The 23,331-nt window shown below is 50.3% G+C and carries 19 protein-coding genes; 10 read left to right on the top strand and 9 right to left on the bottom strand.

Annotated elements, in window-relative coordinates; genetic code table 11:
- Positions 1-20: 20 nt before the first annotated feature.
- A complete protein-coding gene (lolA, locus tag ACFQ2T_RS14595) occupies positions 21-668 on the bottom strand; it encodes an outer membrane lipoprotein chaperone LolA (protein WP_379035732.1) in 648 nt (215 codons plus the stop codon).
- Positions 661-2,973, bottom strand: a complete 2,313-nt coding sequence (locus ACFQ2T_RS14590) for a DNA translocase FtsK (RefSeq protein ID WP_379035730.1) — start codon at positions 2,971-2,973, stop codon at positions 661-663. The genes lolA and ACFQ2T_RS14590 overlap by 8 nt, the downstream gene beginning before the upstream one ends.
- 109 nt (positions 2,974-3,082) lie before the next feature.
- Between ACFQ2T_RS14590 and ACFQ2T_RS14585 the strand changes: the two genes are divergently transcribed.
- From ACFQ2T_RS14585 to ACFQ2T_RS14575, 3 genes are all read left to right on the top strand, one after another.
- Positions 3,083-3,547, top strand: a complete 465-nt coding sequence (locus tag ACFQ2T_RS14585) for a Dps family protein (RefSeq protein ID WP_379035728.1) — start codon at positions 3,083-3,085, stop codon at positions 3,545-3,547.
- Positions 3,548-3,669: 122 nt separating this feature from the next.
- Complete coding sequence (gene trxB, locus ACFQ2T_RS14580; RefSeq protein ID WP_379035726.1) at positions 3,670-4,620, top strand: thioredoxin-disulfide reductase; 951 nt, start codon at positions 3,670-3,672, stop codon at positions 4,618-4,620.
- Positions 4,621-4,744: 124 nt separating this feature from the next.
- On the top strand, positions 4,745-5,293 hold the full coding sequence (locus ACFQ2T_RS14575; RefSeq protein WP_379035724.1) for a Smr/MutS family protein: 549 nt from the start codon (positions 4,745-4,747) through the stop codon (positions 5,291-5,293).
- A gap of 76 nt (positions 5,294-5,369) precedes the next feature.
- On the opposite strand, the gene ACFQ2T_RS14570 is transcribed toward ACFQ2T_RS14575, so the two are convergent.
- Positions 5,370-5,996 (bottom strand): glycine zipper 2TM domain-containing protein, encoded by a 627-nt coding sequence (locus ACFQ2T_RS14570; RefSeq protein ID WP_379035722.1) that lies wholly within the window; start codon positions 5,994-5,996, stop codon positions 5,370-5,372.
- Between the two features lie 125 nt (positions 5,997-6,121).
- Positions 6,122-6,784, bottom strand: coding sequence for a Crp/Fnr family transcriptional regulator (locus tag ACFQ2T_RS14565; RefSeq protein ID WP_379035720.1), 663 nt, complete (start codon positions 6,782-6,784; stop codon positions 6,122-6,124).
- 220 nt (positions 6,785-7,004) lie between these two features.
- Between ACFQ2T_RS14565 and ACFQ2T_RS14560 the strand changes: the two genes are divergently transcribed.
- Genes ACFQ2T_RS14560 through ACFQ2T_RS14550 form a run of 3 tightly spaced genes read left to right on the top strand, consistent with a single transcriptional unit; the run spans position 7,005 to position 9,060 of the window.
- Positions 7,005-7,340 (top strand): metalloregulator ArsR/SmtB family transcription factor, encoded by a 336-nt coding sequence (locus ACFQ2T_RS14560; RefSeq protein ID WP_379035718.1) that lies wholly within the window; start codon positions 7,005-7,007, stop codon positions 7,338-7,340.
- 9 nt (positions 7,341-7,349) lie between these two features.
- Complete coding sequence (locus ACFQ2T_RS14555) at positions 7,350-7,778, top strand: TIGR01244 family sulfur transferase (protein WP_379035716.1); 429 nt, start codon at positions 7,350-7,352, stop codon at positions 7,776-7,778.
- A 55-nt stretch (positions 7,779-7,833) separates the two neighbouring features.
- Complete coding sequence (locus ACFQ2T_RS14550) at positions 7,834-9,060, top strand: NAD(P)/FAD-dependent oxidoreductase (protein WP_379035714.1); 1,227 nt, start codon at positions 7,834-7,836, stop codon at positions 9,058-9,060.
- Positions 9,061-9,064: 4 nt separating this feature from the next.
- Here ACFQ2T_RS14550 and ACFQ2T_RS14545 read toward each other — a convergent pair whose 3' ends face one another.
- Positions 9,065-10,516: a M17 family metallopeptidase gene (locus ACFQ2T_RS14545; RefSeq protein ID WP_379035712.1), complete on the bottom strand. Its 1,452-nt coding sequence runs from the start codon at positions 10,514-10,516 to the stop codon at positions 9,065-9,067.
- Between the two features lie 302 nt (positions 10,517-10,818).
- Here ACFQ2T_RS14545 and aceE point away from each other — a divergent pair, with 302 nt between their 5' ends.
- Positions 10,819-13,488: a pyruvate dehydrogenase (acetyl-transferring), homodimeric type gene (gene aceE / locus ACFQ2T_RS14540; protein WP_379035710.1), complete on the top strand. Its 2,670-nt coding sequence runs from the start codon at positions 10,819-10,821 to the stop codon at positions 13,486-13,488.
- A 58-nt stretch (positions 13,489-13,546) separates the two neighbouring features.
- Positions 13,547-14,890, top strand: a complete 1,344-nt coding sequence (gene aceF / locus ACFQ2T_RS14535) for a dihydrolipoyllysine-residue acetyltransferase (protein WP_379035708.1) — start codon at positions 13,547-13,549, stop codon at positions 14,888-14,890.
- Between the two features lie 45 nt (positions 14,891-14,935).
- Here aceF and ACFQ2T_RS14530 read toward each other — a convergent pair whose 3' ends face one another.
- From ACFQ2T_RS14530 to ACFQ2T_RS14515, 4 genes are all read right to left on the bottom strand, one after another.
- On the bottom strand, positions 14,936-15,346 hold the full coding sequence (locus tag ACFQ2T_RS14530) for a gamma-glutamylcyclotransferase family protein (RefSeq protein ID WP_379035706.1): 411 nt from the start codon (positions 15,344-15,346) through the stop codon (positions 14,936-14,938).
- Positions 15,347-15,356: 10 nt separating this feature from the next.
- A complete protein-coding gene (locus tag ACFQ2T_RS14525; protein WP_379035704.1) occupies positions 15,357-16,445 on the bottom strand; it encodes a PA0069 family radical SAM protein in 1,089 nt (362 codons plus the stop codon).
- Between the two features lie 103 nt (positions 16,446-16,548).
- Complete coding sequence (locus ACFQ2T_RS14520) at positions 16,549-19,110, bottom strand: glycosyltransferase (RefSeq protein ID WP_379035702.1); 2,562 nt, start codon at positions 19,108-19,110, stop codon at positions 16,549-16,551.
- A 63-nt stretch (positions 19,111-19,173) separates the two neighbouring features.
- Positions 19,174-20,772, bottom strand: coding sequence for a glycoside hydrolase family 17 protein (locus tag ACFQ2T_RS14515; protein WP_379035701.1), 1,599 nt, complete (start codon positions 20,770-20,772; stop codon positions 19,174-19,176).
- A gap of 235 nt (positions 20,773-21,007) precedes the next feature.
- Here ACFQ2T_RS14515 and ACFQ2T_RS14510 point away from each other — a divergent pair, with 235 nt between their 5' ends.
- Positions 21,008-21,454 carry a hypothetical protein gene (locus ACFQ2T_RS14510; protein ID WP_379035699.1) on the top strand — a complete coding sequence of 149 codons (447 nt, stop codon included), beginning with the start codon at positions 21,008-21,010 and terminating at the stop codon, positions 21,452-21,454.
- Between the two features lie 76 nt (positions 21,455-21,530).
- Complete coding sequence (gene lpdA / locus ACFQ2T_RS14505) at positions 21,531-23,297, top strand: dihydrolipoyl dehydrogenase (protein ID WP_379035697.1); 1,767 nt, start codon at positions 21,531-21,533, stop codon at positions 23,295-23,297.
- Positions 23,298-23,331: the final 34 nt, after the last annotated feature.

Raw genomic sequence — 23,331 nt, 5'->3', positions numbered from 1 at the left:
ACGTAAGCGGTGGTGAAGATTTACTCACCCACCACATCCACCCCTTTTGGCACGGTAAACAGGAACTGTGAAGTGTTTAATGACGGATTGACTTCAACATTAGAAAACACGATATGTGTGCTCTGGCTAAAGGCATCCACCAGCCGCATTTCGGCCAGCTTGCCATGGTCAAACGAAATGATCACTACCTGGAAACCGCTGTCTTTCTGCTTGGGCTTGGCTTGTACGCGTTGCAAGCCCTCATAATCAACCAGACGCGTCAGGCGGAAACTTTCCTCCACATTTGGTCCGCCGGCCAGCAATGCCGCCGGGCTGGTGCCTAACACTTTATCCAGGGTGCGTACGCTGACCTGCTGCAAATCGACATCAAATAAAAATACCTGCTGACCATCACTGATGATTTGCTGCTCATACGGCTTCTGGTAATCCCAACGGAATTTGTTCGGGCGTTGCAGCAGCATATTGCCGTTGACTTCTTGCAGCTTGCGACCCTTCTGGTCGAATACGGTCTGCTTGAATTGCGCGCGCATCGATTGGGTGGATTGATAAAACTGCTTTAAATTATCAACACCATCCGCATAAACAGATGATTGAAAATGCATGCTGACAAGCATGACGCTAGCAATACCGACGCACTTGCGTACACCAGACAATAATTGATTACTCATGGTCACCTCCTGCTTTCACTAATACTTCACGGTTACCATTACTTTGCATTGCTGATACCAAACCTGCACGCTCCATATCTTCTATCAATCTTGCCGCCCGGTTATAACCTATGCGCAACTGACGTTGCACTGAGGAAATAGACGCACGGCGGGTTTTCAGCACTATTGCTACTGCTTCATCATACAGCGGGTCTTTTTCGCCACCGGCATCATCGCCACCCAATACACCATCGATGTCACCACCTTCTGTCTCATTGGTCAGAATGCCCTCGATATAATTAGGTTCACCCTGCGCCTTGAGGAAGTTAACCACATTGTGCACTTCGCCATCGCTGACGAAGGCGCCGTGGATACGCTGCGGATAGCCACTACCTGGCGGCAGGTAGAGCATATCGCCTTGACCTAAGAGCGTTTCAGCGCCCATCTGGTCAAGAATCGTGCGTGAGTCAATCTTGCTCGAAACCTGAAAAGCCACCCTGGTCGGTACGTTGGCTTTAATCAGGCCGGTAATCACATCTACTGAAGGGCGTTGCGTTGCCAGTACCAGGTGGATACCTGATGCACGCGCTTTTTGTGCCAGACGGGCAATTAGCTCTTCTACTTTCTTGCCGACGACCATCATCAGGTCGGCCAGCTCATCGATGACGACGACGATCAATGGCATTTCATCCAATGGCTCCGGCTCATCCGGTGTCAGGCTGAACGGATGCGGAATCGAAGTCCCCTGTTTTTTGGCTTCCTGTATCTTCTGGTTATAACCAGCCAGGTTACGTACGCCCAACGTAGACATCAGTTTGTAACGTCGTTCCATCTCCGCCACACACCAGTTCAGCGCATTTGCTGCCTGGCGCATATCCGTCACTACTGGCGCCAGCAAATGCGGAATACCTTCATATACGGATAACTCCAGCATTTTCGGGTCAATCAGGATCATGCGCACGCGATTGGCTTCTGATTTATACAGCAGGCTCAGGATCAGCGCATTAATCGCGACAGATTTACCGGAACCAGTCGTACCCGCAACCAGCACATGCGGCATTTTTGCCAGGTCGGCCACTATCGGCTTACCGGCAATATCTTTACCCATGGCAATCGCGATAGGCGAATTCATATCGGCATAGGCCTGGCTGCCCATGATTTCAGACAGGGAAACAATCTGGCGTTTGGGGTTAGGAATCTCCAGGCCCATATAACTTTTGCCGGGAATGGTTTCGACCACCCGCACACTAATCACTGACAATGCACGCGCCAGGTCTTTGGACAAGTTGGTGATCTGGCTACCTTTTACACCAGGTGCAGGGTCCAGCTCATAGCGCGTAATCACCGGGCCAGGCTGGGCGAGCACCACTTTGACTTCGATACCGAAATCCATCAGCTTGCGTTCGATCAGGCGCGAAGTGAAATCCAGCGTTTCTGCCGATTGCAATTCAACAGATTGATTAGGTGCATCCAGCAAATGCAGGGCTGGCAAGCCTTCCTGCTCAATGGCGTCAAACAATACGGTTTGTTTTTCTTTAATCACACGTTCACTGGGTACTACCAGTACTTCAGGTACGGCAATTTCTACCGGTTTGCGGTCTTCCACGCGCTTGCGTTCAGACTCGACAAACTCTTCACGCGCCTGCAATGCCTGGCGCCCGACTTTGCGGTCCTGCCAATCCTGAAACTTCAGCGTGCTCCACTGGTGAAATTGAATCACCCATTCGCCCAGACGCTCGCTCATCGTGATCAGCGACCAGCCGGTGAACAGACTGAAAGCAGTAGCAAACAGTACCAGCAGCAGCATGGTAGAGCCTGCAAAGCCAAACATATTGCGCAACAGGTGATCTATCCCGCTGCCAATCACGCCGCCCTGTTTTAAAGGGAAGTCAGCAGGAAAACTGACCAGGTGGCCGGATTCAAGTGCGGCAGAAGCCAATATCAACAACGCAAAACCGACGCCATTTAACCACCAGTCCTGTCTTTCGATGGCATCCAGATGCAGTCGCTGATACATCAGCCACACCACATAAAAGGCCAGCACCACAAACCACCATGAAGAGAAACCAAATAAAGAGAGCAGCACATCGGCAATCCAGGCGCCGACTGTGCCACCGGCATTATGAATAATGTCATTCTCGCCGATCGCATGTGTCCAACCCGGGTCTTCATGCGAGTATGATGCAAGGATCACTGCCAGAAAAACACCAAGCGCAGCCAATGCGATCCAGCTGACTTCGCGCAGCAATTTGGCGTCGCGCAGCTGTTTTTCTGTCGACACTTTTTCCAAACGGGCATTGGATACATTTTTTTTATTAAAAAACAATGCGTTATCTCTTTCTTTACGCAAGTGAACTTAAATGATTATAACAAAATCAAATTGCACACAGGCACTCTAGCTTTTAAAATACATTCAACGACAACAAGGAGACATCATGGATATTGGTATTAATAATAAAGACCGCCACGAAATTGCAGAGGGCGTATCAAAACTGTTGGCAGATACCTACACTTTGTACCTGAAAACCCACTACTTCCATTGGAATGTCACCGGGCCAATGTTCAACACATTGCACCTGATGTTTGAAACACAATACACTGAGCTGGCTTTGGCCGTCGATTTGATTGCCGAGCGCATCCGGTCACTGGGCGTGCATGCGCCAGGCACCTACGCGCAGTTCTCCAAACTGACCTCTATCGAGGAAACTGTAGATGTGCCTAAAGCACAGGATATGATCAGTGAACTGGTCGCTGGTCACGAGGCTGTCTGTCGCACCGCGCGCAGCGTGTTCCCGGCTGCTGAAAAAGCGGCCGATGAAGCGACTGCCGACTTGCTGACACAGCGTTTACAGGTTCATGAAAAGACTGCATGGATGCTACGTAGTCTGCTGGAAAAATAACCTTTCTTGCATTGCAGAGGCGATGCAATTTAATTAGCTATTAAATCTGGGGATGAAACCTTGCAACAAGTGATTTCATCCCCATTTTATTGAACACATCAATTCAAAAAAGAAAGAAAAGTATGGCTACCAAGCATGCGCGTTTATTGATTCTAGGCTCCGGCCCTGCCGGTTACAGTGCCGCCGTTTATGCCGCACGTGCCAATTTAAGCCCGGTCCTTATCACTGGCCTGGCACAAGGTGGTCAATTGATGACGACGACGGAAGTAGATAACTGGCCTGCGGATGCTGACGGCGTGATGGGTCCGGAATTGATGGAGCGTTTTCAAAAACATGCCGAGCGTTTCAATACCGAAATGATTTTTGACCATATCCACACGACCCACCTCAAAGAAAAACCAATCCGCCTGGTGGGTGATAACGGTGAATATACTTGTGATGCCCTGATTATTGCGACCGGCGCCTCAGCCAAATACCTGGGACTGCCTAGCGAAGAAGCTTTCGCTGGCAAGGGCGTTTCTGCCTGCGCCACGTGCGATGGCTTTTTCTACCGCAACCAGGAAGTGGCCGTGATTGGTGGTGGTAACACTGCTGTCGAAGAGACTCTATACCTGGCTAACATTGCCAGCAAAGTGACTTTGGTACACAGACGCGACAAGTTCAAAGCTGAAGCGATCCTGGTTGATAAATTAATGGAACGCGTCAAAGAAGGCAAAGTAGTGCTGGAAACATTTCATACCCTGGACGAAGTCTTGGGCGACAACACCGGTGTGACCGGCATGCGTCTGAAGGATGTGAATTCCAGCACGACCAAGGATGTGCCGCTCAAAGGCGTATTTATTGCCATTGGTCACCAGCCGAATACGCAGATATTTGAAGGCCAGCTGGATATGGAGGGTGGCTACATCATTACCCAGGCTGGACGCCAGGGTAATTTTACTGCGACCAGCGTACCCGGCGTGTTTGCTGCGGGCGATGTACAGGATCATATCTACCGTCAAGCGGTGACCAGCGCGGGTACCGGTTGTATGGCGGCACTGGATGCCGAGCGCTATCTGACCAACCTGGAATAATCGGCCGGCACTAAAGTATGTAGTCACAAATAAGCTGCAAATCAAAAGCGCACTCTGGTGAATACAACCTGGGTGCGCTTTTTTTCTTTTAGAATGCCCCATTGAGCTAGTAAAATAGATCGCCATGACCAGCGACCTGCCAAACACAGAGGATGAAGACGACATTCACCTGTTTCTTGAAGCAGTCAAAGGCGCACGTCCGGTAGCACCCAAGCGTATCCTGCATACGCCAAAGAAACCCAAACCCATCCCACGGCAATTGATTCGTGATGAGCAGCAGGCGCTAAGGGATTCATTAAGTGATCACTACATTCCTGCGCATGAACTCGAAAGCGGCGAAGAGCTACTTTATTTGCGTGATGGGCAATCGCCTATCATCTTGAGTAAACTTCGTCGCGGCCACTGGGTGGTGCAGGCACATATCGACTTGCACGGATTAATCAGTGATGAAGCCAGGCTGTATGTGTCGGAATTTATTGCGGACTGTAAAAAGCGTGGCTTGCGGTGTGTTCGCATCGTACATGGCAAAGGATTAGGCTCTAGAAATAAAGAGCCGGTACTTAAACACAAGTTGAGGAACTGGCTGATGCAAAAAGATGAAGTGATTGCCTATGCCCAGGCCAGGCAGACAGATGGCGGCAGCGGTGCTGTGATTGTGTTGCTCAAAGCATAAACGCGATACCTTTGCGGGTATCGCGTTTTTCATTACATTTGTAGTTCACAACGTAATTCAAATATTGAATTAAGGCTTATTCCCAATAACGACGTGGCTTATGTGCTCCATGCCCTTTGCCAGCTCTTGGATGAAAATCCGAAACGCTGTAAGCCGCAGGACGATAAGCCACAGGTACGGGTTGAATCTGGGCGTAATGCGGCCTCATCACCACGGTCACATCCATCACCGGACCAGGATCCCTATCCATTAAAGTGTTGTATTGGCGGCCCTGATATTCATAATTGACCATATAGCCAGTCGTCACCATTTGCCATTGGTCAACCACTACACACTGTTCAACCGGGCGGGTCACTACACGCTCCTGGCTATATACATTCTGGTTACCGACCCTATCACCCACAATTGCACCAACACCTGCACCAACTGCGGCCGCAGCGACGCGACCACCGCCTTTACCAATCGTACTGCCCAATAAACCACCGGCCACACCACCAATAATGGCACCGGTGTTAGAACGTGAAGGTTGCGCATAGACACTTTCGCGCACATAGGCAGTTTGACAATCCTGGCGGGGCTGGTTGATACGCTGCACTTGCGGACTGACCGACAGCACGCGCGCCCTGTCAATAAACGTTTGGTCAGCAAACGCCATCTGGCTGGTTGCCATTAATACAACACTTGATACGATGAGTTTACGCATTCACTTTCTCCTCTGAACAGCCTGCTTGATGCAGTTATTTCCATAACGTGCATTCAATCACGGGAGATGACTGGTGGATGTATCGGTCTGTGGCGAATTTGTATCGTTGAAGATACAGAGTGTTTTTACTGACTGCTATTGGCAAGCTTGAGTAATTCGCCGCGCTGCTGGATTTCAATCACGCCGCGGCCCATTGAAAGCCAGCCTTTCTGTTCCAGCCGTTTTAACTGGCGGCTGATGACTTCGCGCGCGGTGCCCAGTTCATCGGCGATCTGCTGGTGCGTGCGTTGAATGTTGTTGTTGCCGATATCCAGCAAACATTTGGCCAGGCGTGCATCCAGTGTCTGGAAAGCGACTTCGTCCAGCAACACAATCAAGTCGCTGATCAGGGCGCCATAATTCTGCATGACGTATTGCCTGAATACAGGCGAATCTATCATCAGGCGCTGGAAAATTGCATCCGGCACAATCACATCCTCAATCGCCTCTTCTACAATGGTCGAGGCCGGATACTGGCTATTGCCCAGCAGGCAAGTGGTGGTAATGACGCAGGTTTCACCGGCACCCACGCGGTAGAGCAGGATTTCACGCCCGCTGGCAGACATTTTATAAACACGCGATCGGCCTTTGAGGCGTAACACATAACCGCCACAGTGATCTCCCTCCTGGTAGCCTATGGTGCCAACCGGCGCTTCAACAATCCGTGCGTACTGCAACAATAACTTTTTGCACGGTTCCTCCAGCGCTTCCAGCTCGGGAAAAAGACTCATCCATGATAGTGATTGCATAGCGTATTTCGCCCCTATTGGTTATTTTGTTTATACCTGCATAAATGTTTCGGTCAACATGAAGTCACGCAGAAAGCACCATGGCAGACTTTTATGCGATAAACTTTATCATAATTGATTCATCAATCGTCATAGCGGTGACACGACATGGCAGGTGGATGATTCAAAAATATCAATTCATACAATATAAAAATAATGATTTTCATAGGGGTAGTATGCAATGTCAGAGATCACAACGAATATTTTCGAGCAGTTGAGAGCATCGGCCGACCAGGCCAGCAGCCTTTTAAAAGTAATGGCGAATAGCGACAGGTTGATGTTGTTATGCCAGCTTTCGCAAGGAGAGAAGTCGGTCAGTGCCCTGGAAACCAATTTGAATTTACGACAACCCAGTCTGTCACAACAATTAACCGTATTACGCGAAGCGCAACTGGTGATTACCCGCCGTGAAGGCAAGAATGTGTTTTACCGCATCAGCAGCCCGGCAGCGCTGGCGGTGATCCAAGTATTGCACAGGGAATTCTGTCAGCAGGCAGTCCGTTTTGAAAGTGCCTAGGAGTGAAGCATGGAAGTAAAGCAGATAGACCAGCGATTTAGTGTTGCAGGTCAGTTAAATGAAGCTGATCTGGAAGAAATAGCGGATCAGGGATTTAAACTGGTGATTAACTTTCGCCCGGATGGTGAAGGTGGCGAGTCGCAGCCTAGTAGTACAGTGCTTGCAGAAAAAGCACAGGCACTCGGTCTGCAGTATGCTTATATCCCTGTCGTCCCCAACCAGGTTCAGACCGGTGATGTCGATCAATTACGCAGTTTTTTAGAGCAACATCCGGGTCAGGCACTCGGCTTTTGCCGCACAGGCAACCGTGCAAGTAATGTTTACCAACAGGTATTGCAATCAACCAGCCAGGCTTCAACCGGCAAACCTGCTTGTTGCCAGCCGCAAAATGAATCTCAAACGCTATCTTCCCGCGTGATGGATTGGATCAAGCGGTAAAAGATCAAGCGGTAAAATTAGCAATATTCATCTTTATATATGAACATTCAAACTTATGAGTAACACTTCTTTTGAAATAGTCATCGTTGGTGGCGGTAGCGCTGGGTGCGCCATCGCCGCCAGCCTGAAAAAACGGCAGCCTTCACTGAAGATCGCCATTATTGAGCCTTCAGATAAACACTATTACCAACCTGCCTGGACTTTGGTCGGGGCTGGGGAATTTGATATTAATAAAACCGCACGACCCATGGCAGATTGCATTCCAGAAGATGTCACCTGGTTGCAGGCGGCAGTGACTGAGTTCAAGCCGGATGAGAAACAGGTCATTACAGAAAACTTGGGCGCGATTCACTATGCGCAACTAGTGGTTGCTGCCGGTTTGAAGCTGAATTGGGAAGGCATTAAAGGCTTAACCGATACGCTGGGTAAACATGGTGTTACTTCTAACTACCGTTATGACCTCGCCCCCTACACTTGGAAGCTGGTGCAGGAATTGCAATCGGGTGAGGCTATTTTTACGCAACCACCTATGCCAATCAAATGCGCAGGCGCGCCACAGAAAGCACTTTATCTTTCCTGCGCCGATTGGCTGGAAAAAGGCAGGTTAGGCAAGATCAAGGCTTCCTTCTACACGTCTACGCCCGCATTGTTTGGCGTGAAAGAATACATTGAGCCTTTGATGCAATATATCCGCCGTTATAAAGTCAACCTCAATCTCAATAGTACATTGGTGGAAGTGGATGGGCCAGGCAAAACGGCCTGGTTCAATGTGAAAGATGCGGATGGCAATGTGAACCGTATCAGCAAACCGTTTGATTTACTGCATGTAGTACCACCACAAACAGCGCTGGATTTCTTGAAACAAAGTCCGCTAGCGAATGCCGATGGCTGGGTTGAAGTCGACCAACACAGCTTGCAGCATGTGCGTTACCCGGAAGTATTTGGCGTAGGTGATTGCACCAATACACCGAATGCCAAAACTGCCGCAGCCGCGCGCAAACAAGTGGTCATCGCTGCTGAAAACCTGTTGGCGCAACGTGAAGGAAAAGCATTGCCTTCACGCTACGATGGTTACGGTTCATGCCCGCTGACGGTGGAAAAAGGCAAAATCATTCTTGCCGAGTTTGGCTATGGCGGTAAGCTCGTACCGACTTTCCCCTGGGATTCGACCAAGCCACGTCGTTCAGCCTGGTTACTGAAAAAATATGTTTTACCATGGCTATACTGGAACCTGATGCTCAAGGGACGCGAATGGCTGGCACGTTGCGGCGCCTGCGGTTAAAGGACTATTCGGCAAGAAAGGTTTTTAACCATTGCAAAGTCAATGCAACGCCAAAACCATTGACCTCACTAGCGACTGCACCAAGCCCCTCTTTATGTGTATAAGAAGATAAATCGACGTGACACCACGAGATATTGTCTTCTATAAATTTGCCGAGAAAGCGCGCGGCAATGATGTGATCGGCATCGCTTTCCATAGTGCATTGTTTGATATCGGCAATCTCACTATCCAGCTCGCTGTCGTAATCCTCTGCATACGGGAAAACCACTACGCGTTCGCCACTGGTAATACCCGCCTCAGCTACTTGAGACGCCAACGCCTGTGAATTAGCCACAATGCCACTCATGCGCGTACCCAAAGCCGTTTGCATGCTGCCGGTCAGCGTTGCGAAATCCAGCATCGCATCCGGCTTTTCACGGCTCGCTAGAGTTAAGGTATCCGCCAGCACCATGCGTCCTTCGGCATCGGTGTGCACAATTTCAATAGTCATGCCATTGAGCGCCGTCACTACATCGTTTTGCTTGTAAGCATTCGGCCCGATATGGTTTTGCGCGATCGCCAGCCAGCAATCCACGTTGACCGGCAATTGTTGCATGCTAACAGCCTGCAATATGCTGACTGCCACCGCACTGCCATTCATATCCTGGTGCATACCCTGCATATATTTTGAAGACTTGAGGTTATGGCCGCCAGTATCGAAGCAAATACCTTTGCCTATCAATGCCAGGGTTTTCGTCGCTTGCGCATTGCGATAAGACAGTTTTACGATGGCGGCATCCTGCGGCTCGGAACCCTGTGCGACCGCCACAAAAGCGCCAGCACCCATGGCTTTGAGTTGTTCGACATTCCATTCGGCATACTGCCAGTTTTGCTCGCCGGCTAATGCCTGCAAGCGCTCCCTGTATAACTTTGGTGTCTGCTGATTAGGTGGCGTTAACGTGAGCGTACGGCATAAGGTATTAGCGGCGGCGGTCGCTTCTGTTTCGGCCACCCAAGGCAGTGCAACTACGCCAAACATGCAGATATCTTTTAAGCCGGCTAATTTTGAGTCGCGCTTTAACGCAGGTAAATTCTGTGCATTCACCAGCGCGACATATGCGGCCAACCTTGCAACCGAATCTAAGGCTTTTCCATAAACAGCCATTGCAAGTCTGGTTGGCCGTTCAGCCAGCAGAGGTTTAAGTGCTTGCCTGAGCAAAGTCTGCTGCTCAAAAACTGACTGCGCACTTTTAAGCTGTACCACACTGATCAATGCACCATCAGCCAGTTCTAAAGAAACAGGCTTATCCCCTATATCCTTCAACGTGGCCTGGCTGCGTTTGAGCTTATTTTCCAACGCGCTGTGAAATGGGATGGGTACTGGCAGCTCATCTACAAATACCAGCAATACATGCTGTGAAAAATCCAGTACGGATGATTCGTCTAAAGCTAAATGATGGGACCAATTAATCTGCATACAGTCAGAAAACACTCTTATATAAAATATCAAATAAACGTAGCAAATACCTGTAGTTAGGCATTGTTAATTAAAGCAAAACTTGACCAAAAGCACTAAAAAAGAGACACTTACGGCTGATTGAAAGGTTGGCCTCGCCATCACCATGGCGGCGCGCAACGTGATACCATTAAAATAACAAGTATCCGATTTCGGAACCCCTTCTTGGTAATCAACAATTGCTCAACTCCAGGCACTGATACTTGGTAAGTACAGACCTGGATTATACGCACAGCGACTTAAAACTCGGAGAATCCTCACGCATGGCAACGCATTCGCAAGCACACCTCAATGAAACTGATGCTCAAGAAACCCAGGAATGGTTAGACGCACTCAGCGCAGTTATTGAGAATGAAGGGCCAGAACGTGCCCACTTCCTGCTGGAAGCAATGATTGATCAGGCCCGCCGTTCAGGCGGCCATTTGCCGTACAAAGCAACAACTTCATACGTCAACACGATTCCAACGCATCAACAAAGCAAACTGCCTGGCGACCCGGAGATGGAACGTCGCATCCGCGCGCTGATTCGCTGGAACTCTATTATGACAGTGCTGCGCGCGAACGAAAAATCGCCAGGCATTGGTGGTCATATTGCCAGCTTCCAGTCAGCGGCGACTTTGTATGACGTTGCTTTTAACCATTTCTTCCGCGCGGCAAATGAAAGTTTCGGTGGCGACTGTGTGTATTTCCAGGGCCACTCATCACCTGGTGTTTACGCGCGTGCCTTCCTTGAAGGCCGTATTACGGCAGACCAAATGGATAATTTCCGCCAGGAAACAGGTGGCAACGGTCTTTCCAGCTATCCTCACCCATGGTTGATGCCAGATTTCTGGCAATTCCCGACTGTGTCCATGGGTCTGGGCCCTTTAGCCGGTATCTATCAGGCACGTTTCCTCAAATACCTGCACAACCGCGGTATCGCAGACACTGCTGACCGTAAAGTATGGGTATTCTGCGGTGATGGCGAGATGGATGAGCCGGAATCACAAGGCGCGATTTCACTTGCCGCGCGTGAAGGGCTGGATAACCTGATTTTCGTCATTAACTGCAACCTGCAACGCCTGGATGGCCCGGTACGTGGTAACGGCAAGATTATCCAGGAACTGGAATCCAACTTCCGCGGTGCCGGCTGGAACGCGATCAAAGTCATCTGGGGTTCGTACTGGGATCCGCTGCTGGCCATGGATAAAGACGGCCTGCTGCGCAAACGCATGGAAGAATGCGTGGATGGCGAATACCAGAACTTCAAGCAAAAGGGTGGCGCGTATACGCGTGAACACTTCTTCGGCAAATACCCTGAGCTGCGCGAAATGGTAGCCGCGATGTCTGATGCAGATATCTGGCGCCTCAACCGTGGCGGTCATGATCCGCATAAAGTCTATTCTGCCTATCACGCAGCAGTGAACCACAAAGGTCAACCAACCGTGATCCTGGCTAAAACCGTTAAAGGTTATGGCATGGGCGATGCGGGTGAAGGTCAAAACACCACTCACCAGCAAAAGAGCATGGATTTTTCTTCACTGAAAGCTTTCCGTGACCGTTTTGACCTGGCGCTGACTGATGAACAGGTAGAAAACCTGTCTTACTACCATCCAGGCGAAGACAGCCCGGAAATCAAATACATGATGGAACGCCGTGCCGCATTAGGTGGCTTTGTACCAGCCCGTCGCCGTAAAGGTAACGAACTGACCGTGCCTGAGTTGTCTGCATTTGAAAACATGCTGGGCGCGACTGGCGAGCGTGAAATTTCCACCACCATGGCGTTCGTACGTATCCTGTCTACGTTGGTACGTGACAAGCAGATTGGTAAATATGTAGTGCCTATCGTGCCGGATGAAGCGCGCACCTTTGGTATGGAAGGCATGTTCCGTCAATTGGGTATTTACTCTTCTGTTGGCCAGCTGTACGAACCACAGGATTCTGACCAGGTGATGTTCTACAAGGAATCACAAAGCGGCCAGATCCTGGAAGAAGGTATTAACGAAGCTGGTTCATTTGCCAGCTGGCTGGCTGCTGCCACGTCTTACAGCGTGACCGGCACCCAGATGATCCCGTTCTACATCTATTACTCCATGTTCGGTTTCCAGCGTATCGGTGACTTTGCCTGGGCCGCTGGTGACAGCCGTGCACGTGGCTTCCTGCTTGGTGCCACTGCTGGCCGTACCACCCTGAATGGTGAAGGCTTGCAGCATGAAGATGGCCACAGCCACCTGATGTCGGCCACAATCCCCAACTGCGTGAGCTACGATCCGACCTTCTCTTACGAGCTGGCCGTGATCATCCAGGAAGGTATGCGCCGCATGGTACAAAACCAGGAAGATGTGTATTACTACATCACCCTGATGAACGAGAACTATACCCATCCGGCCATGCCGGAAGGCAGTGCCGAAGGCATCCTGAAAGGCATGTACAGCTTTAGCAAATCCAAAGCCAAAGGCCCAAAAGTACAACTGATGGGTTCCGGCGTGATCCTGCGTGAAGTGATTGCAGCCTCCGAGCTGCTGGAAAAAGACTGGGGCGTATCTGCGGATATCTGGAGCGTGACCAGCTTTACCGAGTTGCGTCGTGAAGGGATGGATGCAGAGCGTAAAAACCTGCTCAACCCTGAAGCCAAACCAACCCTGAGCTATGTTGCTCAGTCTCTGGCTAAAGCAGAAGGCCCGGTGATTGCTTCTACAGATTACATGCGTTCATTTGCAGACCAGATCCGTAACTTTGTGCCTAACCGATTTGTGGCCCTGGGTACCGACGGTTACGGCCGCTCTGACTCACGCGAAGCGTTACGCAGTTTCTTTGAAGTTGACCGTTATTATGTGGTACTGGCAGCGCTGAAAGCCCTGGCTGACGATGGCAAATTGCCAGCCAGCAAAGCGGTTGAAGCGATCAAGAAATATAATATTGATATCAGCCGCCCTAACCCGACAACGATTTAATTTGCCATTATCGGTACTGCATACTTGCAGTGCCGCGTTTTTATTAAAGGTTTAACACATGAGCTTAAAAGAAGTTCTCGTGCCAGATATTGGCAACTTTGACACGGTAGACGTCATTGAAGTCCTGGTCAGCGTGGGTGACACGGTGGCGAAAGAAGACTCTCTGATCACCGTAGAGTCTGACAAAGCCTCGATGGATATCCCGTCATCACTCGCTGGTGTCGTCAAAGAAATCCACATCAATGTGGGCGATAAAACCAAGCAAGGCGCATTGATCATCACTTTGGATACCGCCGGCGAAGCGGCTCCGGCTGAGAAACCAGCACCACAGCCTACTGCAACACCTGTAGTGGCCACGGTTAAGGTAGATGAAAAAACCGTCGCGATTCCAGAACCTAGCCGCCCTATCGCTGAAGCACCCAAGGTCGTGCAACCGCAAGCCACACCAAATCCTGTCGCAGAATCCAGCGTAGGTGCAACAGGCAAGCTGGCACATGCCAGCCCTTCCGTACGCAAGTTTGCGCGTGAACTGGGTGTCAACCTGTCATTGGTTAAAGCTACTGGCCCTAAAAACCGTATTGTGCAAAGTGACGTGCAAGGTTATGTCAAAGGCGAACTTTCCAAACCTCGCAGTGAAAACATGGGCGTGGGCACTGGCTTAAGTACCCTTCCTATGCCGGTGATCGATTTCAGCCAGTTTGGTACGATTGAAAGCAAACCGCTGTCACGCATCAAAAAACTGTCCGGTGCCAACCTGCACCGCAACTGGGTAACGGCACCGCATGTCACACAGTTTGACGAAGCCGACATTACTGATCTGGAAGACTTCAGGAAATCCATGCTGGCCGAGGCTGAAAAGCGCGGCGTCAAGTTGACATTGCTGGCTTTCCTGATGAAAGCAGTGGTTAATGCATTGCGCACCTACCCTAACTTCAATGCGTCGCTGTCTCCGGAAGGCGATAGCCTGATCCTAAAGCAATACTACAACATCGGCTTTGCCTGCGACACGCCGGATGGGCTGGTCGTGCCAGTGGTACGTGACGTCAACCAAAAAGACGTGATGGACATTGCCCGTGACTTGGCTGACCTGTCAGCCAAAGCGCGCGAGCGTAAACTGAAGGTCGAAGAGATGCAAGGCGGCTGCTTTACCATTTCCAGCCTGGGCGGTATCGGCGGCACCATGTTCACCCCTATCATCAACTGCCCTGAAGTCGCCATCCTGGGCGTTTCTCGTGCAGCGATGCAGCCTGTCTTTAACAAAGACTCCGGCGGCTTTGATGCGCGCCTGATCATGCCACTGTCACTGTCATACGACCACCGTGTGATTGATGGTGCTGATGGCGCCAGATTCACCAGCCACCTGCGTGTGATGTTGAGTGATGTAAGACGTTTATTACTGTAATTTTTACAGCAAAAATAAAGGGCGCACTGAGCGCCCTTTATTTTTTTATGTTTCCGAAACAGTTTTCATAAAATCACCTTCTTTGATCAGTGGCTTGTCAGTGATTGGCCATTGATAAAGATAAATCCAGACCTGTTCAAACATGTTCCCATCCATGGCGGAAATGCTTGCAGTGATGCGTTTATATTCAGCAGGTTGCGCATGCTGCGCACTGCACTCTTCATACGCATCCAATATCGCCAGTGAGGTTTCCGGATCATTTAACCTGTAAACCTCTCCATATGCACGTTCATCTTCATCATCAGAGGCAATCACCCCCGGATAATAGCTGATCTGGTACATACGCCCCTGAAACCAGCCATGCGTAAGAAATTCCGCATGTGAAGCCAGATAGGCTGCCATCTTATTCGAATGACCTTTACGCAGTGTTCCATACACAAACAGCAAATCAGACATCAATATAAGTCTAAAACAAGGCCAGCTGCGAGCTTGCAGGCTTTTGACGCCAGAAATCCGGAACGACGAACAAATCCTTACGGAAACCTGTCCGCTCACCAGACATTCCCAGCTTATTACAGCTTAGCTTGAAACGATTCGCCAGCAAGTCCGCAAAAATACCCTCACCGCGCATACGTTTGCCAAACTCGCTTTGGTAAGTCTTGCCGCCTCGGCTTTGTTTCACCAGGCTCATGACATGGCTGGCTTTGAGCGGAAAATACTGTTGCAACCAATCCTGGAATAAATCGGTTAACTCAAGAGGCAAGCGCAGGAAAACATAACCAGCTTTTCTGGCACCAGCCTGATGTGCTTTTTCGAGGATGTGTTCCATATCGCAATCGGTTAAGGCCGGGATTACCGGCGCGACCATCACTCCGGTAGGAATACCGGCATCACTGAGCTTGCGCAGGGTTTCGAAACGCCTCTCAGGCGCGGCAGCACGTGGCTCTAACCGGCGTGCGACTTGCCTGTCCAGCGTAGTAATACTCAGGTAAATACTGGCCAGCCCCTTGGCTGCCATGGGGGCGATCAAATCAATATCCCGCTCCACCAGTGAGGATTTGGTGACCAGGCTGAATGGATGATTGGCTTCACTCAGTACCTGGATTATTTTACGCGTCAGCTGATACTCACGCTCTATAGGTTGATAGCTGTCGGTATTCATGCCAAGTGCGATGGGTGCGCATTGATATTTGGGATGCGCCAGTTCTTTTTTCAGCAACCCGACGGCGTCAGCCTTCATTAACAATCGTGATTCAAAATCCAGCCCTGGCGACATACCAAGATAGGCATGAGTAGGCCGTGCGTAGCAGTAAATGCAGCCGTGCTCACAGCCCCTGTATGGGTTCAGGGTACGGTCAAAGGGTAAATCCGGCGATTGGATATAGTTGATGACTGACTTGCTGGCATCCAGACTCACCTCGGTGCGTAAAGGCGGGGCTTCTTCATCCAGACTGCCCCAGCCATCATCAAGTGCTTCGCGGCTATAAGGGTCAAAGCGGCTGACCTGATTACTGCTGGCCGCCCGACCTTTGTAGATAAGAGGTTTTTCATTCATAGAACAGCATTCCTGAAAAAAGGCCTCTGACAAAATGCTATTTGTTGTTGTTCTTAAACTGCCAAAACCTTAAGTTAACAAATGTAGCCAATCACGCGAACAATTAGCGTTTTTCTGAAATCCACTGGCAAGCCACTGCGCTCCAGTATGGCAATGATTGTAAAGCCAGCATGGAAACCCATAACTGCGCATCCAGGTTGCTGAAACCACGCGCGTACAACATGGCTGAGCCGCTAAGAATCAACAGGATGAGTATCAGCAATTCTTCCTTGATGGGGTCTATCAATTGCCAGTTGCTGAGTTTGCCTTTGGTTTTGTTGGTGACCACAAATACCCCTGCCTTGTGCGTCAGGCCACCGATAATGCCGCGGGCAATCGCATGCGATAAACCCAGGCTGGCCAGCGAAGCACCGAAAATATCGGTCCAGCTGCAATGCATGGTTTTACGGTAAAGCACAGGCCCCAGAAACGCCTTAATGGCGAGGAAACACAGGATAGGCACAATCATCACAACGACTGGCAAGCTGAAGTGTTTAGGGAATACCAGCATGGCAATGGTCCATAATACCGAACCAAGGGTGAATATCAGTTGCAATGCTTCACCAAACCAGCCGAACCAGCCAGTGAGGAAATGATAGCGCTGGCTGAAATCCAGGGTCGATTTACCCAGCAACTTTGGCATATGGTGCTTGAGGATCTGCATGGCGCCGAAAGCCCAGCGATTGCGCTGTGACTTGAGTGCCTTGAAGTTAGCTGGCGTCAGGCCACGGCCAAACGTTTCATCGATATAGCGCAGTTCCATCTTGTTTTCGAGCAGACGCAAACCAAGCTCTGTATCTTCACAGATACACCATTCAGACCAGCCACCCAAAGTTTGCAGCGACTCGCGACGGATCAGTGTCATGGTGCCATGCTGGATCAACGCATTCCGCTCATGGCGATGATGCATACCAATACGGAAAAAGCCCTCAAACTCCCAGTTACACATGCGGTGGAAGAACTGGTTTTCCCATTCACGGTGTGCCTGCGGTGCCTGTACCACAGCCACCTGTGTTTCGAGGAAATGTGGCACCATGTCAGACAGCCAGTCTGTGGTCACTACATAATCGGCATCCACGACACCCACCACCTGGGCATCGGGATGCGTTTTATCCAATGCAAAATTCAGGGCACCGGCTTTAAAACCAGGCCAGGAAGGCAAGTGATAAAAATGGAAGTTTTCCGGCATGGTGGCCATATAAGCCTCCAGCGGTTTCCACTTGGCTTCATCCTTGGTGTTGTTATCCACCACGATCACTTCGTAAAGTGTGTAATTCAGGTTACGCAGACTATCAATGGTGGCAATCACCATATCCGGCGGCTCGTTGTAACAGGCCAGATGGATAGAAACAAACAGTTCTTCATTGGCAGGCAAAGGCGTGGCACGTTTGAATAAACGCCGCCATTGCGGCTTGAACATCACTTCACTGAATTCCGCGGCATAGATCATCAGCACCATGGAAGTCAGCGCGATGGCTAGGATCAAGCCGATCAGCACGACAAAATCGCGCAAGGTGTAATAGTAGTCACCCGGCAGGTTCCAGGCGATGGTCAGCGTGGTAATACATGCCTGGAACAATATCGCCATCGACAAGACGCCGCCTATGCCCCAATGCTTGAAGCGCCAGGCGATAAACATCATGGGGATAAACGCCAATACCGTTGACCAGGTTGCCTTGGCAATCCAGCGTGTATTTGGCGGCACTGCACCTTGCAAGGAATATTTCTGGTGACGGTCAGCGTTATACATGCCCCAATAGGCACCCGCCCAGCCTTCCAGCGCCACTTTCCACGGCTGGTCAAAAGCTTCCATCAGGTAAAAGTCGAGGTCTTCAATCGAATTACGCGCCAGGAATTCGCGGATAAAGCGTGCCTGGTTCACTTCGCTGGCGACAGAAGCGCCGATGGAAGGACCACGGCTAGGCCAACCCACCTCGGTAATCACGATCTTTTTACGCGGAAAAGCCGCCATCAGCTGGTTGTAGCGCTCTATGGTGTATTGCACAGCGCCCTCGACTGGCACGCCTTCGTGATATGGCAGCAAATGCACCGCGATGTAGTCTACATGTTTAACCAGCTCAGGGTGTTTGAGCCATACATGCCAGGGCTCGGCGGTTGAAACCGGCACCGTGCTGTGCTCCCTGACAAAATCCAGGTATTTGATGAGCGCTTCCGTCGGTAAATCATTACGCAGCAGGGACTCGTTACCGACAATGACGCGGTCAATATTGCTGTAGTTTTCGAGTTTTTCAAGCAAAGCAGAGACTTCGCGCGTATTTTTTGCGCCATCGGTATCTATCCAGGCCCCGGCAATGACTTTCATGTTACGTCTGGCTGCCAGCGGGATCGTCTCATTCAGATCCAGGGAAGAATACATACGGATATGCTTGGTATGCTTGGACATCAGGTCCAGGTCTTCTGCCAGTTCTGATGTGCTTGGATGTTGCCCATCCAGCGGGCTCTGGTTGCCTCTGTAGCCACTGTAGGCGAACCCGTTCACGGCAGGTTTTACACTGATCAGCGGCAAAGCGCGGTTAGCCAGCGCCCAAACCCCGAAATGCAATGCAGAAAACAAAATGGCAAACACCAGGCCAGGGATGAGTTTTTTAGACCAAGACAGAATCACTTCTCACACTTTCATAAACGATGCGTATTTTTAATGTTGCCGGCAATTAAGCGCAAGTGGCAATTAATCACAAGTGGCTTTATGCGCCAGTTGCATGCTCTTGGCAGGCAATACAAACAATGCCACGCCGCAGACCAGGCTCCACCACCAGGCGGTCAGGTTACCGGGTTCCATCATGGCGACGCCTACAGACAGATTCGCTGCCAGCAACACCATGACGACGGTGAACCAGATGCCCGTATGTAAACCTGTGGCTGATGCCGACTCGGACGGCCGGACCGTGATCAAGGAAATCAGCAGACCTATCAAAGGCAACCATGACAGGATTAACGGGAAATCCAGGTAACGTCCATTAAAAGCCAATCCGGCACTGGTGACAAAAAGCCCGATGGCAAATAACCGCAGCATGCATTGCTCCAGGCAAGACTTGGGCGCTAGCCCTAACCAGTGACGCAACTGCAATAACACCAGGCCCCAACCAAGTATTACAAAACCGCCCAAAGCAACAAACTCCAGCGTATTACGCGCAGCCAGTTGTATGTAATCTACCTGCAAATAACCATGCAAGGCCAGGCCCGCCGCCACAACGCCTAACAAGGTTTTCTGGCTTGTGGGCAATTGTTTATGGATACCCCAACCGGCAGCGCCAGCCGCGAGTACCAGGGCAATGATATAAGGCACCCAGCCATCGGACCGTTCTGATACTGGACCTTGCAAATTGAATTTTGGTTGCAACTGATCGTTAAAAATACCCCAGTAACCACCGACAGTGCCTTCCAGCTCACGCTTCCATGGTTGATCCATGGCTTCGATAATATTGTATTGCCAGCCGGTTTGCTTGGCGGCCTGCAAAAAACCGCGCACATACAGCACCTGGTTCACCACGCTGGGTTTGGCACGGAAACGCTGACGCCCTTGTGACGGCCAACCGGTTTCGCCTATCACCAATGGTTTTTTAAACACTGTGCCCAGATGACCCATCACCGATGCAGTGTGTGCCACCGCCTGATCAATTGCCACCGGCTTATCTTCCCAATAAGGAAGAATATGCACAGTCACGAAATCGACTTCTTGCTCTAGTGTTGGATATTTCAACCAGTATTCCCAGACATCCGCATAGGTCAAAGGGACTTTGGTACGCTCTTTAGCCCATTGCAGGTATTCATGCATCCTGGCTTCGGTCTGCTCGCCGCGCAGCAACACCTCATTACCTACCACCAGACCACGCACGGTATCCGGGTACTGATTTGCCTGCTGTATCGCCAGTTCAAGCTCTTTCCTGTTATCCGCATCCACCCAGCCTATCCATGCACCGAGTATCACCTGCATGCCAAACTTTTGCGCCGCTTTAGGCACATAATCCAGCCCCTGGGAGACAGAATAAGTACGTACACATTTAGTTACTTTGGAGATCGCCTGCAAATCCTGTTCTATCTGCACCGGATCAACAAAGGTATCCTTGATGGTGGGGTTCATGCCGGGCTTGTAATAAGGTGCATAAGAAACGCATTGCAATGGCAGTACGTCAGAAGGCACCTCAATCAATGGCTGGGGTTGTTGCAACCGCCATACATAAAACACTGTCCCGATCAGAAACAGGCTTGCCCAAAATAACGCTGGAATACGATAAAACGAACGTTGCACCATGATGGATTTTGACAATCAATTCTCTACAAAGAGCGAGTATTCTCTCACAAATACCCGATCCTTGCGTCCTACAAGCTTTTAACTTGGAAGCCTCATCCTACCAAAAGGGACTTGGTGATTTACGCAAATGGAATTATGATGAAACGATATTCGAAAAGTATGGCTAAAACTGCCTCCTTTTAACACTCTCTCGCCAAATAACTATCTCAGAAGTCATATGAACGTTAAATCCTGTTTAACAGCAATTTGTTTGCTATCCGCTTTTTCTCTATCTGCTTCGGCAGCCCCTGCTGTAGTGGGTACAGATTACAGTGGTGAATACCTCTGCAAAGGTAACAACATCACGGTGGGCGATTACGAGGTCACCATTTACCTGAAGAAAAACCGGCGTAACAGCACTTCTCAGATCGCCGTGTATGACCTGGCAACCCATACCGAAAATAAACAAAGCTACACAGGGCAAGCCATTACACGCGGTAAACAGCTGGCAATGACTTTTAAACTGTCTGATGCGAAATTTGCAGAATTCTCTACCGGCATGGGCCAATTCACCAAGGCAGGTAAGCTATGGTCATTCAAAAATGACTATTATGAGCCTGATGATACCGGCGGTAATTACGGCCATGAAACCTGCACACAAAAACCTGTCCTGCTTTCTGCACCCGCTAACGGAAAAATTCCGGTGACTAACCGTTAAGCCAGCTGAACACGCTAAAACTGATATCGTTTTTTTGGTGTTAAAATAGCAAAATTCTTCTGAACGTAAGGTTTTCATGAGTCAAATGGTTGAAGTAGTGGTGCCGGATATCGGCAATTTTGACAGCGTCGATGTAATCGAAGTGTTGGTTTCGGTAGGCGACACCATAGACAAAGAAGATTCGCTGGTCACAGTCGAATCCGATAAAGCGTCTATGGACATCCCCTCTTCCCACGCTGGCGTGGTGAAAGAACTCAAAATTGCAGTCGGCGATAAAGTTGCCAAAGGCAGCCTGATCCTGGTGATGGAAAGCGCAGCTTCTGCTACCCCAGAGACAAAACCAGCGGACCCTGCCCCAGCTGCGGCTGCAACAACACCTGAAAATAACCCTTCTGCACCACAACCTGCCATTGCCACTGGCAATCACGATGTGACTTGCCAGGTAATGGTACTTGGCTCAGGCCCTGGTGGTTACACAGCGGCATTCCGTGCTGCTGACCTTGGCCTGAAAGTCGTGCTGGTTGAACGCTATCCAACCCTGGGTGGTGTCTGCCTCAACGTCGGCTGCATTCCTTCCAAGGCACTGCTGCACACTGCGAAAGTGATTACGGAAGCTGAAGAAACTGAAAGTCATGGCCTGAGTTTCGGTAAACCGGCTATCGACCTCGACAAGCTGCGCAACTGGAAATCGAATGATGTAGTCAACAAGTTGACCGGCGGCCTGGCTCAAATGGCTAAAGCCCGTGGCGTCACCGTGGTAACTGGCCTGGGTAAATTTACCAGCCCGAACCAGATTTCAGTCACCGCTGCCGATGGCAAAGCGACTTTGATTGGTTTTGACAATGCCATTATTGCAGCGGGTTCACAAGCAACAAAATTCCCTGGCGCACCGGATGACGACCGCATCATGGATTCCACCGGCGCACTAGCGCTGGCAGATATTCCTGGCCGCATGCTGGTCGTAGGTGGCGGTATTATTGGCCTGGAAATGGGCACGGTTTACGACGCGCTGGGTACCAAAGTCAGTGTGGTTGAGTTTATGGACGGCCTGATTCCCGGCGCTGACCGAGACCTGATCCGTCCATTGCAAAAACGCATGGAAAAACGTTTCGAGAGCATTATGGTCTCGACCAAGGTTTCCAAGCTGGAAGCGAAAGCTGACGGTATCTATGTAGACTTTGAAGGTGAGAACGCCCCGAAGGAAACCCAGAAATATGACCGCGTGCTTGTCTCTATTGGCCGCCGTCCAAACGGTAAAAACATAGGCGCTGAAAATGCAGGCGTCGCTGTGGATGACCGAGGTTTTATTGCGGTTGATAAACAGATGCGCACCAACGTGCCGCATATTTTTGCGATTGGCGATATTGTCGGCCAACCAATGCTGGCGCACAAAGCCACGCATGAAGCCAAAGTAGCAGCCGAAGTGATTGCTGGTCACAAAGTCGAGTTCGTTGCCAGCGTGATCCCATCCGTCGCTTACACCGACCCGGAAATCGCATGGGTGGGGCTGACTGAGACCGACGCCAAAGCCAAAGGCATAGAGTACGACAAAGCCAGCTTCCCATGGGCAGCCAGTGGTCGTGCATTGTCTATCGCACGTACTGAAGGTGCAACCAAACTGATTTTCGATAAAGAGACGCATCGCGTGATTGGCGCAGGTATCGTCGGAATCAACGCAGGTGAATTATTAGCTGAGACAGTATTGGCGATTGAAATGGGCGCAGATGCACATGATCTGGGCTTAACGATTCATGCACACCCTACCTTATCTGAAACGGTATGTTTTGCCGCCGAAGTGAAGGAAGGTACCATTACGGATATGTTGCCGCCTAAAAAGCGCTAACAAAATACAAGCTTCAAACAACAAAAAGCCCGCA

The organism is Methylophilus flavus (assembly GCF_042678905.1).
Taxonomy (GTDB): domain Bacteria; phylum Pseudomonadota; class Gammaproteobacteria; order Burkholderiales; family Methylophilaceae; genus Methylophilus; species Methylophilus flavus.
This window is presented reverse-complemented; position numbering and strand designations above follow the sequence as displayed.